Here is a 13540-nt window from a genome sequence, read left to right as displayed (position 1 = left end):
CTACGCGCTCTTTGCCTGGTGGCGGATCTTCATCGGCACGGCGGGCCTCCTCGGATTGCTGCTGTTTCGATGATCCAGCCTAACCCCGGTCGTCCCGGCCGTGGTAGAAGAAGAGATCATAGCCGGCCAGGGCAACGGTAACGGCGACGAGGATCGTAAGGTCCAGCCGCGGCACTTCCCACAGCAGAACGCCGAGGAAGCCGCAGAGCACGAGAAATCCGAAAAGAGCAAGAAGGCGGTCTGGCATCAGGCGGTCCTTTCGGTCATGTCGGCGAGGGCAGAGCAGCGAGTTGGAGATGGAAGAGGCGGCAGCCGTTCGCCGCCTCTCGTGGATCCGTCAGCGGCCATAGAACAGCTCCGGCAGGTAGAAGACGATCTGCGGGAACATGTACATCAGCGCCATGCAGATGAAGACCATTCCCACGAAGGGCAGTACGCCCTTGAAGATCTGCGTCAGCCGCACCTCCGGCGGCGCTATCCCCTTCAGATAATAGGCCGACATCGCCATCGGCGGCGTCAGGAACGAGGTCTGCAGGTTGAGCGCCACCAGGATGCCGAAGAACAGGGGATCGATGCCGAACATGTCCAGCAGCGGCAGGAAGATCGGCACGAAGATGATGATGATCTCCGACCACTCCAGCGGCCAGCCCAGGAGGAAGATGATGAACTGCGCCAGAAGCAGGAACTGGAATGGCGTCAGGTCGAGGCCTCGCACGAACTCCGAGATGATCTGCTCGCCGCCGAGATAGGAGAAGACGGACGAGAAGGTGTAGGAGCCGACGAAGAGCCAGCAGACCATGGCGGTCGTCCTGACGGTCAGATAGACGCTCTGCCGCATCCGCTCCCAGGTCATCGCGCGGTAGGCGACGGCAAGGATGATGCCGCCAAGCGCGCCGATCGCGGCCGCTTCCGTCGGTGTGGCCAGCCCGAAGAGGATCGAGCCCAGCACCGCGAGGATCAGGATGGCCAGCGGCAGGAACGATGTGACGATCATCCCCATCAGCTTCAGGAAGGGCACGTCCGGAACCTCTTCGGCCGTCGGCTTCGGCGCAATGCTCGGCTGCAGAATGGAGCGGCCGACGATATAGACCAGATACAGCCCGACCAGCGTCAGCCCCGGCAGCAGCGCCGCCGAATAGAGCCGCACGATCGATGTCCCCGATGCGGCCGCGTAGACGATCAGCATGATCGACGGGGGGATGAGAATGCCGAGCGTGCCGCCGGCGCAGATGATGCCGGTGGCGAAGGAGTGGTCGTAGCGCGCCTTGAGCATGGCCGGCAGGGCGAGCAGTCCCATCAGCGTCACGACGGCGCCGACGATGCCGGTGGCCGTGGCAAACAGGGCGCAGGTGATCAGTGCCGCAACCCCCATGGAGCCGGGCAGGTTCTTCGACGCAATGTTCAGCGTGCCGAACAACCGGTCGACGATATTGGCGCGCTCGACGATATAGCCCATGAACAGGAACAGCGGCACCGCCGTCAGGACGTCGTTGGCCATCACCGTATAGGTCTGGTTGATGAACAGGTCGAAGACGCGGTTGTTGAAGAGGCCTTCGATCCAGAGGGTCGTGCTGTCCCACCAGCCGGCGGTTTCATCCAGCCGGTTGAACGAGCGCCACATGCGGCTCGGCTCGTAATAGGCGTAATAGCCAAAGCCGATGCCCATCGCCATCAATGTAAATGCGATGGGAAATCCGAGGAAAACGATGAAGATGAAGAGACCCAGCATAAACAGGGCGACTTGCGGGTCGGTCATGCCGTCTCTCCTGTGGTCTCGATACGCTTGTCCTTGATCAGCATGGTTTCCGTTTCTTCGACGTCGGCCTCCGCTTCGATCCACTCGTTGTCGCGAATGCAGCGGATGCAGCGGAACACCTGGGCGATGCCCTGGATGAACAAAAGGATGCCGGCGGCCACGATCACCATCTTGAACTGGTAGATGGGAATGCCGGCCGGACTGTTGACGCTGACTTCGCCATAGCCCCAGGAGCGGGATGCATATTTCCAGCCGGCGAAGATGAGCGCGGTGACGCCCGGGAAGAAGAAAATGAGGTAGAGGACCAGGTCCACGGTGGCCTGCGTCCGGGGCTTCCACAGGCGGTAGAGGAAGTCACCGCGCACATGTCCACCGCGCGACAGCGTATAGGCGCCGCCCATCATGAAGAGCGTGCCGTACATGATGAAGGAAACATCGAGCGCCCAGGGCGTCGGACGCCCGAGGATGTAGCGAACGAAGACCTCATAGCTGGTGCCGAAGGTCATCAGCACGATCAGCCAGGCGAACGCCTTGCCGAACCAGGCAGACAGCGCGTCTGCGAAGCGAATGAATGCAACCATCGATGCGTGCGTCTTTCGGTTGAGGGAAATGCGGCAGGGGCGGGGCCCCTGCCGAGATCAAGACATGCAATCGAGAGTGTGGTTCAGAGCTTCAGCTTGTCCGGGAAGTAGTGCTGATAGGCGAGCGTATAGTCGGGCGAGGCCATCAGCTCGAAATAGGTGACCCGTTCCACCCAGGCGCGCTGGCTGTCGAGGACACGCTTCATGAACTCGTCCTTCTCCAGCTCGACAATCAGACCATCCCAGGCCTGGATCTGCGCGTCGAGGATCGCCTGCGGTGTGCGGTGGACGGTGACGCCTGAATCATTCTCGAGCTTGCGAAGATCGGCCGAGTAGTTGTCCATGGCCGACGCCGTGTTTGCCGTGGATGCCGCCTCGACGGCGTAGCGGACGATGGCCTGCAGGTCCGGCGCGAGATCCTCGTAGAATCCGCGGTTGAACAGGAACTCGAAGGACTCCGACGCCTGGTGATAGGACGAAAGATAGTAGTTCTTGGCGACATCCTGGGCGCCGAAGCGCAAGTCGGACGACGGATTGTTGAACTCGAAGGCGTCGATGACGCCTCTTTCCATCGCCGGGACGATTTCCCCGCCCGGCAACTGGGCGACAGACATGCCCATCGCCTGCATCAGGTCGGCCGCAAGACCGACGGTGCGATACTTCAGGCCGTTGATGTCATCAACCGTGTTGACTTCATTCTTGAACCATCCGAACGGCTGGGCAAACATCGGGAAGCCGAGGAAGCCGACCACGTCGAGCCCCAGAATGTCCTGCTGCAGTTCACGATAGAACTCCGCGCCGCCGCCGGCATTGAACCAGGACAGCATGGTTGTCGCCGAACCGCCGAAGACGGGACCTGTCCCGAAAAGCGACGCGCCCTTGTGTTTGCCGTACCAGTAGACCGGGACCGAATGTGCGGCGTCGATGACGCCGTCGCTGACGGCGTCGAGAACCTGGAATGCGCCCACCACGGCGCCGGCCGGCAGAAGATCCACCGTCAGACGCCCGCCGGACATGGCTTCGACGCGTTCGGTGAACTGCCGGGCAAATTCCATCCAGATGTCGGACGCCGGCCACGACGTCTGCATCTTCATCACCACGGGTGCCTGCGCCAGCACGGCTGGAGCGGCAAGCGTACCGGCGGCAGCGGCTGCTCCACCTGCGGTTGCACTGATTTTTAGGAACGAACGGCGCGTATGCGCCTTGTTAGGCGTGTCCATAGATTTCTCCTCCCAATTGGGCGGGCTTTTGCCCTTCTCCCAGGGAGGAGTATTCCGGAAAAGAACGTCAACATCAATACGCAAGCCACACTTGGGCCGCAATTAAGCGTGCCCAGGCAAAGGTGTTCTGATGACGTTGCTGGAAACTACCGGGCAGCACCGGTGGCGATGGACGCCGTGCTGCAGGGGTCGATGCCATAGGCCGGAGCGCAGCCGCTGTTGCCGGCAGCGCCGGTTTCGGGGGCGACGAAGGAGCCGGCCAAGATCATAAGTGCCGCACACGCAAAAAACAGTGCGATGGGCTTGCCCATGGAGGTATGCCTTTCAGAGAGACAATGACATCAGAATGCGGTGTTCGCTGCAGGCGTTTACGGCCCAACGGCAGTGTTTTCAATAGCGGAACTTGCTGAACCGGCCGTTAACGCGCGACAGTTTCAGCATGCGGCCTTTGTGCCACATCGGGAGCAGCTTCAGAATTTGTTCAGAATGACGGTTGCCGCGGCGACCTGTCCTCAGGCGGCCTTGCCGGTGTCGGTGAACTGGCCTTGCGGGCGGTATTGAACGAGGTAGGACGGGACGACCGATGACAGCAGTGTCGGGCGAATGCCCATGCCTTCCAGGGTGCGTCCGTCACGGATGGCATCCTCGGAAACAACGTTGTCGTGTCTGAGAAGAGCCACCTGGTCGCTGGTGATCGGCGGCGTGATGAGCGGAATGAGCGACGCAACGCTGCCGAGCATGGAGGCAATGCCAAACGGCAGCGAGACGAGTGGACGCTGGCGGCGGATGGTGTGGAGCACGAGTTCCATGCATTCGCGGAAGGTGAGAACCTCCGGTCCGCCCAGTTCGTAGATCTTGCCGCCGGCGATGGTGCCGTCGACGCCAAGCGCCACCGCTTGCGCCACATCCTCGACGTAGACGGGCTGGAACTTCGTCTTGCCGCCACCGATCAGCGGCAGGGCAGGAAACATCTTCGCCATGGCGGCGAACTTGTTGAAGAAGCTGTCCTCCGGACCAAAGACGATGGAGGGGCGCAGGATCACGGAGCCTGGAGCATTCGACAGAATGGCGGCTTCGGCGCGGCCCTTGCTGCGGGCATAGCTGGACTGGGAATTGAGATCGGCGCCGATGGCCGAGATATGCACGAGCTTTGCACCCGCGGCCTGAGCCGCTTCCGCGACGGCGCGTCCGCCGAAATCCTGCACGGAATCGAACGAATTGCGGCCGCTCTCAAACAGGATGCCGACGCAGTTGACGACGTGCGAGGCGCCCTCGACCGCACGGTCGATCGACTGGCGGTAGCGCAGGTTCGCCTGGACCAGCGCAATCTGGCCGACATAGCCGTAGGGCAGCAGGAAGCCCGCCAGGTCCGGGCGGCGCACGGCCACGCGGATGCGGTATCCGCGCTTCACCAGCGTGCGCACCACATGTCTCCCGACGAAGCCAGAGCCTCCGAAAACGGTGACGAGGGGTGGCAGGTTGGATACGGTCATGGCGCTGCTCCAAGAGCTCGGATGGATGTTGTTACCGGTCTCTTAGACGAAATATGAACGAACTGGAAGCCGTGCTGATGCCGCATCCGACCGCTTGTTCAGACGCCTTCGACGACCACCATCTCGGCGTCGGCGACTTCCTGGCGAATCTTCGCGGCCGCCTGGTATTCGGGCGAGTTGTAGCAGTCGACGGCGGCCTGCAGCGAGGGGAACTCGATCACCACGTTGCGCGCCCGCGTTGGTCCCTCCAGCTCGGTGAAATGGCCGCCGCGGGCGAGGAAGTTCGCCCCAAACCGCTCGAAGGCGGGCTTGGCGGTGGCGACATAGTCCTTGTAGCGCTCCGCATCGCGAACATCGACACGCGCAATCCAGTAACCTTTCGGCATGGTCGTTCTCCTCCTGAGATGAATTTCTGGTTAGAGCGCGCCCGCCATCTCGGCGAGGATGGCCTGGGCAGCGACCTTCGGGTCCGGCGCCTTGACGACCGGCCGGCCGACGACGAGATGGCTGGACCCGGCCCGCAGGGCGTCGGCCGGGGTCATCACGCGCTTCTGGTCACCGGCGTCCGATCCGGTGGGACGGATGCCGGGGGTGACGATGTTCATGTCCGGTCCGACGATCGGGCGAACCGCTGCCGCCTCCTCGGCCGAGCAGACGATACCGCCCATGCCGGCCTGTCTCGCCTGTCCGGCGCGCCGCAGCACGAGGCTGCGCGGATCGCAGTCGTAACCGGCCTCGCGCAGGTCCGCTTCGTCCATGGAGGTCAGCACTGTGACGCCAAGCAGGGTGAGACCTGAGCCCTTGGCCGCCTCGACGGCCGCCTGCATCGCCTTTGGATAGGCATGCAGCGTCAGCATCGAGACGCCCATCCTGGCGATGTTTTCGACGCCCTTGGCAACCGTGTTGTCGATGTCGAGGAGCTTCATGTCGAGGAAGACCTTCTTGCCCTCGTCGATCAGCTCGCGGGCGAAATCCAGGCCTCCGGCAAAGACGAGCTGGTAGCCGATCTTGTAGAAGGAGACGTCGTCGCCGAGGGTGGAGACGATCGCCCGCGCCTCGCTCACGGTCGGAATGTCGAGGCCAACGATCAGGCGGTCACGCGCGTCCATGTCCAAATCCCTTCCACTCTTCCATCGGCATCCAGTCGCATGTCAGGATACGGTCTGCAAGAGAGAAGGCGTACAGGCTGCCGCCGCCGGCCGGCTGGTCCTGGTCGCGTCCGATCGGCAGGCCGGCAAGGTGGCACTTGAGAAGCGTTCCGACGCCGCCATGGCCGACGAAGGCGATCGGCACCGTCGGGTCGTGATCGTGAAGGATGTGCTCGACCGCGCGTACGATCCGGGCCTGCGCATCGACCGCCCGTTCCCAGCCGTTGAAGCTGTCGTCCGGATGCGCAAAGAACCAGTCGGCGGCCTTTTCGAACTCCGGCGGCGGCAGGAAGCCGGTCGCGGATCGATCGTTCTCATGCATGTCGACCACGGTTTCGACCGCGAGACCGGGGATGCGCGCCAGGATTTCGGCGGTCTCGATCGCCTTGCGCTCGGTGCTGGAGATGATCCGCTGCAGCGTTGCCGCCCAGGGCTGCTGCGACGCTTCCAGCGTCCGTCGGCGGCCAGTATCCGACAATCCCCAGTCCGGAACCGGAACACTCGGGTCGATGTGGACCTGCGGGTGGGTGATGTAGAGGCCGAACACGGTAAGGCTTACCCCCGGCTATAGGTCCAGAGCTGCGCCGGCGGAATATTGCGGACCACGAAATCGAGGTGCTTGATCTGGAACCGGTCCGGGCGCGCATCAATCGGCGACACGGCGCCATAGGTGATCTGCACCACCGGACGGCCGGGCGGCATGCGGTCGAGCAGGTCTTCCAGCAAGGCGATGCGCTTCTCCATCGGAAAGCTCAGCATCGGGATGGCGGAGATGACCGCGTCGAACTTGCGGTCCCTCCAGTCGCCGAGCGTCGCGTTGAGATCGAAGGCATCGCCATTGATGAAGTTCACGCCCGGCAGTGTGCGCTTCAGATGCTGGTAGAAGTCAGTGGAAAATTCGATGGAGGCGAGGTTCTCCGGCGCGATGCCGCGCGCCAGGATGGCCTTGGTGATGATGCCGGTGCCCGGCCCCAGCTCCAGGACCGGAAGGCCGGACGAGGGGTTGATGACGCTCGCCATCCGCCGCGCGGTGACGGAGGAGGTGGGAAGGATCGCCCCGACGCTCTTGGGCCCGTCGATCCAGCCTTTGAAGAAGCGGATCTCCTCGTCGAACTTTCGGCCAAGCCGCTCTTTCAGGCGCATTTCCATCTTCCTCTCCCACGGTCTCTGGAGGTTATGGGCAGTCCATGACGCAAAAACAAGGCGAAATGTCGCATCCGGAAAACCGCAATAAAAAAGCGGCAGGAGAACCGGCCGCTTTCTTGTCCGTTACACCCGCATCGGCATCAGCACGTACAGGGCGTCGTCCCCGGCCAGGTCGCGCACCAGCGTCGGTGAGCCGGCATCCGCCAGCATGAAGATCGCGTCGTCACCGGACAGCTGCGCGGTGATGTCCAGCAGGTATTTGGCGTTGAAGCCGATCTCCAGCGGATCATTGTCATAGCCGACCGCGACCTCTTCGGTGGCGCTGCCCGAATCCGGGTTGTTCACGGTCAGCGTCAACTGGCCGTCGGACAGCGCCAGCTTGACGGCGCGTCCCCGTTCCGAGGAAATCGTCGAGACGCGGTCGACGGCACGGGTGAAGCTCTGGCAATCGACGCGCATCTCTTTGTCGTTGCTGGTCGGAATGACGCGCTGGTAGTCGGGAAACGTGCCGTCGATCAGCTTCGACGTCATTACGACCGAGCCGATCGTCAGGCGGATCTTGGCGTCGGATACCTCGATCGTCACGACCGCCTCGGGGTTGTCGACCAGCTTCTGCAGCTCGCCAACGGTCTTGCGCGGAATGATGATGCCGGGCATGCCTTCCGAGCCGGACGGGGCATCGATATCGGCGCGCGCCAGGCGGTGGCCATCGGTGGCGACGGCCCGCAGTTTGAGGTCGCTGCCCACTTCGATCGTGTGGAAGAAGATGCCGTTCAGGTAGTAGCGGGTTTCCTCGGTCGAGATCGCAAACTGCGTGCGGTCGATCAGCATCTTCAGATCGGTCGCCTTCAGCTTGAAGGTATGCGTGAAGCTGCCGGCGGTGAGATCCGGGAAATCCGTCTCCGGCAGGCACTGCAGCGTGAACTTCGAACGGCCCGACTGGACGGTCATGGAGCCGCCATCGGGATTGGTGGCAAGCAGGACTTCCGAGCCGTCGGGAAGCTTGCGCACGATTTCGTAGAGCAGATGGGCCGGCACCGTCGTGGCGCCCGGCTGCTCGACCATGGCGGCGACCGCCTCGGTGATCTCGAGATCCAGATCCGTCGCCTTGAGTTCCAGGTCCGCGCCGGAGGCGCGCATCAGGACGTTCGACAGGATCGGAATGGTGTTTCGCCGCTCCACCACGCGGTGGACGTGGTTCAGCGACTTCAGGAGGTTGGACCGCTCAAGAGTAATACGCATGACGCTAACCGCTTTCGACCGGGGCGCGCTTGGGATGCTGGCGCCCGTATAATTGCCGGCCGGAGGGCCGGAAGATGTGGACGCGCAAAATGGCAGAAGATTTGCCCAGAAAGCAAGAGCCGCGAGGCCGTCTCGTCCCGCAAATTCGGAAGGACAACGGCGATCCACAGGGAAAACACCGGGCGGCTTCCCTTGCTCACGGGCCGTGGCTTGCCCATAAAGGGTCATGACACTTCCATTCTGCCGAGCATGCCCTTGAGCGAAGACCAGAAAACCACGGCGCGCAGTTACCGCATCGCCAACATGGCCATTCCAGCGCGTCCGCTGGAGCCCGGTCTCTATCTCGTCGCGACGCCGATCGGCAACCTCGGCGACATCACCCTGCGGGCGCTTGAGACGCTGGCGGGTGCCGATGTGCTGGCCTGCGAGGATACCCGCGTGACCCGCGTGCTGCTGGACCGCTACGGCATCGTCAACCGTCCCTATGCCTATCACGAACACAATGCCGACGAAGCCGGTCCGAAGCTCCTGGCGGCGCTGGAGGGCGGCCGGTCGGTGGCGCTCGTCTCGGATGCGGGAACGCCGCTCGTCTCCGATCCGGGCTATCGCCTGGGGCAGATGGCGATCGAGGCGGGACATCGCGTCATCCCCATTCCCGGTGCGTCGGCGCCACTGGCCGCACTGGTCGGATCGGGCATGCCGTCGGATGCCTTCCTCTTTGCCGGCTTCCTGCCCGTCAAGGACAAGGGCAAGCGCGACCGGCTGGCGGATCTCGCCAAGATCCCGGCGACGCTGATCATCTTTGAATCTCCCCACCGCATCGGGGCAAGCCTGGCAACGGCCGCGGATGTACTCGGGCCGACCCGCCGGGCCGTCGTCTGCCGCGAGCTGACCAAGACCTTCGAGGAGTTCCGGCGCGGGACGCTCGGTGAACTGGCCGAGCACTACGATGACCGGCCGGTCAAGGGCGAGATCGTGCTCCTGATTGCGCCGCCCGACCTCGACGACGTTCCGGGCGCAATCGAGGTGGATATCCTCTTGAAGGAGCTGGCCAGTTCCATGCCGACCTCCCAGGCCGCGGCCGAGGGCGCGCGGCTGACCGGTCTTTCGAAGAAGGACCTCTACCAGCGCCTCCTGGCGCTGAAAGGGGAGGCGGGTGGTCACTGACCGCAGCCGACGCAGCGCCGAACGGCGCGGTCATGTCGCCGAGTATCTGGCGGCAGTCTTCCTTCTGCTAAAGGGCTACCGGATCCTCGCACTCCGCTACAAGACGAGATCGGGAGAAATCGACCTGATCGCGCGCAAGGGCGATCTCGCCGTCTTCGTCGAGGTGAAAGCCCGTGTCGGCGAAAGGGAGGCGGTCGACGCGGTCAGCGCCACTGCCCAGAAGCGCATTCGCGCCGCCAGCGACATCTGGCTGTCGCGGCGCCCCGATGCCGCCCGCCTTTCCCAGCGTTACGACGTGATCGCCGTCCTGCCCGGTCGCCTGCCGCGGCACTTCAGGGATGCCTTCTGAGCGGATTTCCTGACGTTGTTGCAAAGGCGTGCAACGTGTAATGAAACTGACACAAAACTGTTAAGCCGCTGTCACAACCTGCGCCTATCCCGCTCCTCGAACTTTAACGGGTTGAGAGGACACGATCATGTTCAACAGACTTTCTATGGCCGCACTTGCCGTCGCGCTTTCCGCGACATCGTCGCTTGCCGCGACGGAAGTGACCTGGTGGCACGCAATGGGCGGCGAACTCGGCAAGAAGCTCGAGGAAATCGCCACAAAGTTCAACGAGAGCCAGAGCGATTACAAGGTCGTGCCGGTTTACAAGGGTTCCTACCCGGAAACTCTGACCGCTGCGATCGCTGCGTTCCGCGCCAACCAGCAGCCGGCCATCGTGCAGGTTTTCGAAGTCGGCACCGGCACCATGATGGCGGCCGAGGGTGCTGTCTATCCGGTCTACAAGCTGATGGCCGATGAAGGCGAAGCCTTCGACACCTCATCCTTCCTCTCGCCGGTTGTCGGCTATTACTCCGACACCAGCGGCAATATCCTGTCGCTGCCGTTCAACTCCTCGACGCCAATCATGTACTACAACAAGGATGTCTTCGAGAAGGCTGGCCTCGACCCGGAAGTTGCCCCGAAGACCTGGGCGGAAGTCGAAGAGTTCTCCAAGAAGATCGTCTCCTCCGGCGCTGCCAAGTGCGGCTTCACGTCTGCCTGGATCACCTGGGTTCAGACGGAAAACCTCTCTGCCTTGCACGACAAGCCCTTCGGCACGCTCGAAAACGGCTTTGGCGGCATGGGCTCCGAGTTCGAGTTCAATGGCGATCTGCAGGTCAAGCATTGGGCAAACCTGAAGAAGTGGCAGGATGAAGGCCTCTTCAAGTACGGCGGTCCGGTCGGTGGCGATCAGGCGGCGACCATGTTCTACGCCCAGGAATGCGCGATCACGATGAACTCGTCGGCCGGCCGTGCAGGCGTCATCAACAATGCCAAGGACTTTACCCCGGGCTTTGCTCCGCTTCCCTACTATGAAGACGAGATCGAGCAGCCGAAGAACTCCATCATCGGTGGCGCGACGCTCTGGGTTCTGAACGGCAAAGACAAGGCGACTTACACCGGCGTTGCCAAGTTCTTCTCCTACCTGTCGCAGCCGGAAGTTCAGGCCGATTGGCATCAGTTCACCGGTTATCTGCCGATCACCAACGCGGCCTACGATCTGGGCAAGAGCCAGGGCTATTACACCGAGAACCCGGGCTCCGACATCGCCATCGAGCAGATCACCCGCGGCACGCCTTCGGCAAACTCCAAGGGCCTGCGCTTCGGCAACTTCACCCAGGTTCGCACGATCGTGGATGAAGAGTTCCAGTCGCTGATGGCCGGCAACAAGGACGCCAAGCAGGCACTCGACAGCGCCGTCGAGCGTGGCAACACGCTGCTGCGCGAATTCGAAGCGGCTAACTGATCACTTCTGATCTTGTGCGGAGGGCCGGCTTCGACCGGTCCTCCGTTCGTTTTTTCGGCAAGCTCTGGCGGGGCCCTCCATGGAAACCAAAAAGACCACCTTCGATAACCGGCTCTTGCCCTATCTGCTCCTCGCGCCCCAACTTTTCATCACGCTGGTCTTCTTCATCTGGCCCGCGGCGCAGGCGGTAAAGTCCTCCTTCGAGCGCGAAGATCCCTTCGGTCTCTCCACCGCATTTGTCGGTCTCCTGCATTATCAGCGCCTGCTCTCCGATCCCGAATATCTGGCGGCGCTGTCGCGCACCGGTGTTTTCGCGGTTTCGGTCACGGTCCTCTCCATGGTGCTTGGCCTTGCGTTCGCCGCAGCCGTCGACCGGCTGACGCGCACGGGCAAGGTCTACACGACGCTTCTGGTCTGGCCCTATGCGGTGGCGCCCGTCGTCGCCGGTATCCTCTGGTGGTTCCTGTTCAACAGCACGACCGGTCTGATGCCGTTCGTGCTGGAACAATTCGGCATCGACTGGGATCATGACCTGAACGGAACGCAGGCCATGATCCTGATCATCGTCGCCGCGGCCTGGAAGCAGATCTCCTACAACTTCCTGTTTTTCCTGGCAGGCCTGCAGTCGGTTCCGCAGTCGCTGATGGAGGCTGCCGCCATCGACGGATCCGGGCCGGTCAAGCGCTTCTTCACGATTTCACTGCCGCTGATTTCGCCCACCACCTTCTTCCTGTTCATCATCAACGTGAACTACACGATGTTCGACACCTTCCCGATCATCGATGCGACGACCGTCGGCGGCCCGGCGCAGGCGACGACGACGCTTGTCTACAAGGTTTACCAGGATGGTTATATCGGGCTGAACCTTGGTTCATCGTCCGCCCAGTCGGTGCTCCTGATGATGATCGTCATGGTTCTGACCTATGTGCAGTTCCGCTTCGTCGAACGCCGCGTGCAGTATTGAGGATCGATCATGGTTGAAAATCGCCCGTTCCTGACTTTCCTCACGCATGCCTTCCTGATCGTCGGCTTCCTCATCGTGGCACTGCCTGTCTACGTGGCTGTGATTGCCTCGACGCATGACGTATCGACACTGATGAGCCAGACGGTCCCGCTCTGGCCTAGCTCCCACTTCATCGAGAATTACAGCCGGATCCTGACCGATGCGTCGGCCGCAAACGGCCTGCCGAACTATTCGCACATGGCGCTGAACTCCTTGATCATGGCCGTGGTCATTACCGTCGGCAAGATCGCCATTTCGATCCTGTCGGCCTTTGCGATCGTCTATTTCCGCTTTCCCTTCCGGCAGCTCGCTTTCTGGATCATCTTCGTGACGCTGATGCTGCCGGTAGAGGTGCGCATCATGCCGACCTACAAGATCGTTGCGGATCTTGGCATGCTGAACTCCTGGGCCGGGCTCACCATTCCCCTGATCGCCTCGGCGACTGCCACCTTCCTGTTCCGCCAGTTCTTCATGACCGTGCCGGACGAGATGCTGGAGGCTGCACGCGTCGATGGGGCCGGCCCGATGAAGTTCTTTCGCGATATCCTCCTGCCGCTGTCGCGCACCAATATCGGCGCGCTGTCGGTCATCCTCTTCATCTATGGCTGGGTGCAGTATCTCTGGCCGATGCTGGTTACCACGGACCCCGGCTACTACACGCTGATGATGGGCATGAAGCGCATGGTGACGGTGCAGGATGGCGTCATTGAGTGGCAGCTCGTCATGGCCGGTTCGGTGCTTGCCATGCTGCCGCCGATCCTGATTGTGATTTTCATGCAGCGGCTGTTCATCCGCGGCCTTACAGAGACGGAGAAGTAACATGGCCAGCATTGCGATAGCCGGTGTTTCCAAGGTGTATGCCGGCGGCGTCAAAGCGGTGAATTCCGTATCGATCGACATCGTCGATGGCGAATTCATCGTGCTCGTGGGCCCTTCCGGTTGCGGCAAGTCCACGCTGTTGCGGATGGTGGCCGGACTGGAGGCGATCTCT

General features: G+C 62.3%; 17 protein-coding genes. 6 read left to right on the top strand and 11 right to left on the bottom strand.

All coding sequences use genetic code 11. From position 1 onward, the window contains the following. Positions 1–79: 79 nt before the first annotated feature. From EO99_RS28060 to dnaN, 11 genes are all read right to left on the bottom strand, one after another. Positions 80–247: a hypothetical protein gene (locus tag EO99_RS28060; protein WP_173425165.1), complete on the bottom strand. Its 168-nt coding sequence runs from the start codon at positions 245–247 to the stop codon at positions 80–82. Positions 248–337: 90 nt separating this feature from the next. Then, positions 338–1756 carry a TRAP transporter large permease gene (locus EO99_RS0124895; protein WP_029621252.1) on the bottom strand — a complete coding sequence of 473 codons (1419 nt, stop codon included), beginning with the start codon at positions 1754–1756 and terminating at the stop codon, positions 338–340. Further along, positions 1753–2337 (bottom strand): TRAP transporter small permease subunit, encoded by a 585-nt coding sequence (locus EO99_RS0124890; protein ID WP_029621251.1) that lies wholly within the window; start codon positions 2335–2337, stop codon positions 1753–1755. The genes EO99_RS0124895 and EO99_RS0124890 overlap by 4 nt, the downstream gene beginning before the upstream one ends. Positions 2338–2420: 83 nt before the next feature. Continuing rightward, the gene (locus tag EO99_RS0124885; protein ID WP_029621250.1) at positions 2421–3557 is read right to left on the bottom strand and encodes a TRAP transporter substrate-binding protein; all 1137 of its coding nucleotides are present in this window, start codon (positions 3555–3557) and stop codon (positions 2421–2423) included. A 146-nt stretch (positions 3558–3703) separates the two neighbouring features. Beyond that, positions 3704–3868 (bottom strand): hypothetical protein, encoded by a 165-nt coding sequence (locus EO99_RS28055; protein ID WP_029621249.1) that lies wholly within the window; start codon positions 3866–3868, stop codon positions 3704–3706. 201 nt (positions 3869–4069) lie between these two features. Further along, the gene (locus EO99_RS0124875) at positions 4070–5050 is read right to left on the bottom strand and encodes a complex I NDUFA9 subunit family protein (protein ID WP_029621248.1); all 981 of its coding nucleotides are present in this window, start codon (positions 5048–5050) and stop codon (positions 4070–4072) included. Positions 5051–5148: 98 nt separating this feature from the next. Next, positions 5149–5436 (bottom strand): DUF1330 domain-containing protein, encoded by a 288-nt coding sequence (locus tag EO99_RS0124870; RefSeq protein WP_029621247.1) that lies wholly within the window; start codon positions 5434–5436, stop codon positions 5149–5151. Between the two features lie 30 nt (positions 5437–5466). Beyond that, positions 5467–6159 (bottom strand): orotidine-5'-phosphate decarboxylase, encoded by a 693-nt coding sequence (gene pyrF, locus EO99_RS0124865; protein ID WP_029621246.1) that lies wholly within the window; start codon positions 6157–6159, stop codon positions 5467–5469. After that, positions 6146–6745: a histidine phosphatase family protein gene (locus EO99_RS0124860; protein ID WP_029621245.1), complete on the bottom strand. Its 600-nt coding sequence runs from the start codon at positions 6743–6745 to the stop codon at positions 6146–6148. The genes pyrF and EO99_RS0124860 overlap by 14 nt, the downstream gene beginning before the upstream one ends. Before the next feature lie 8 nt (positions 6746–6753). After that, positions 6754–7347 (bottom strand): phospholipid N-methyltransferase PmtA, encoded by a 594-nt coding sequence (gene pmtA, locus EO99_RS0124855; RefSeq protein ID WP_029621244.1) that lies wholly within the window; start codon positions 7345–7347, stop codon positions 6754–6756. Positions 7348–7467: 120 nt separating this feature from the next. Further along, complete coding sequence (gene dnaN / locus EO99_RS0124850) at positions 7468–8586, bottom strand: DNA polymerase III subunit beta (RefSeq protein WP_029621243.1); 1119 nt, start codon at positions 8584–8586, stop codon at positions 7468–7470. A 303-nt stretch (positions 8587–8889) separates the two neighbouring features. On the opposite strand from dnaN, the gene rsmI reads away from it, so the two are divergent. From rsmI to EO99_RS27085, 6 genes are all read left to right on the top strand, one after another. Further along, on the top strand, positions 8890–9753 hold the full coding sequence (gene rsmI, locus EO99_RS0124845; protein WP_235776924.1) for a 16S rRNA (cytidine(1402)-2'-O)-methyltransferase: 864 nt from the start codon (positions 8890–8892) through the stop codon (positions 9751–9753). Then, positions 9743–10102, top strand: a complete 360-nt coding sequence (locus EO99_RS0124840; protein WP_029621241.1) for a YraN family protein — start codon at positions 9743–9745, stop codon at positions 10100–10102. Before rsmI ends, EO99_RS0124840 begins: the two co-directional genes overlap by 11 nt. A gap of 127 nt (positions 10103–10229) precedes the next feature. After that, positions 10230–11546, top strand: a complete 1317-nt coding sequence (gene ugpB / locus EO99_RS0124835) for a sn-glycerol-3-phosphate ABC transporter substrate-binding protein UgpB (protein WP_029621240.1) — start codon at positions 10230–10232, stop codon at positions 11544–11546. Positions 11547–11625: 79 nt separating this feature from the next. Further along, the gene (ugpA, locus tag EO99_RS0124830) at positions 11626–12510 is read left to right on the top strand and encodes a sn-glycerol-3-phosphate ABC transporter permease UgpA (RefSeq protein ID WP_029621239.1); all 885 of its coding nucleotides are present in this window, start codon (positions 11626–11628) and stop codon (positions 12508–12510) included. A 9-nt stretch (positions 12511–12519) separates the two neighbouring features. Then, positions 12520–13368 carry a sn-glycerol-3-phosphate ABC transporter permease UgpE gene (ugpE, locus tag EO99_RS0124825; protein ID WP_029621238.1) on the top strand — a complete coding sequence of 283 codons (849 nt, stop codon included), beginning with the start codon at positions 12520–12522 and terminating at the stop codon, positions 13366–13368. Between the two features lies 1 nt (position 13369). Continuing rightward, a partial coding sequence (locus tag EO99_RS27085) for an ATP-binding cassette domain-containing protein (RefSeq protein WP_156035011.1) occupies positions 13370–13540 on the top strand: 171 nt, incomplete at its 3' end.

Source organism: Pseudorhizobium marinum (assembly GCF_000705355.1).
GTDB classification, from domain to species: Bacteria; Pseudomonadota; Alphaproteobacteria; order Rhizobiales; family Rhizobiaceae; genus Neorhizobium; species Neorhizobium pelagicum.
The sequence above is the reverse complement of the archived record's forward strand: the minus strand, read 5'-3'. Positions and strand labels throughout refer to the sequence as shown.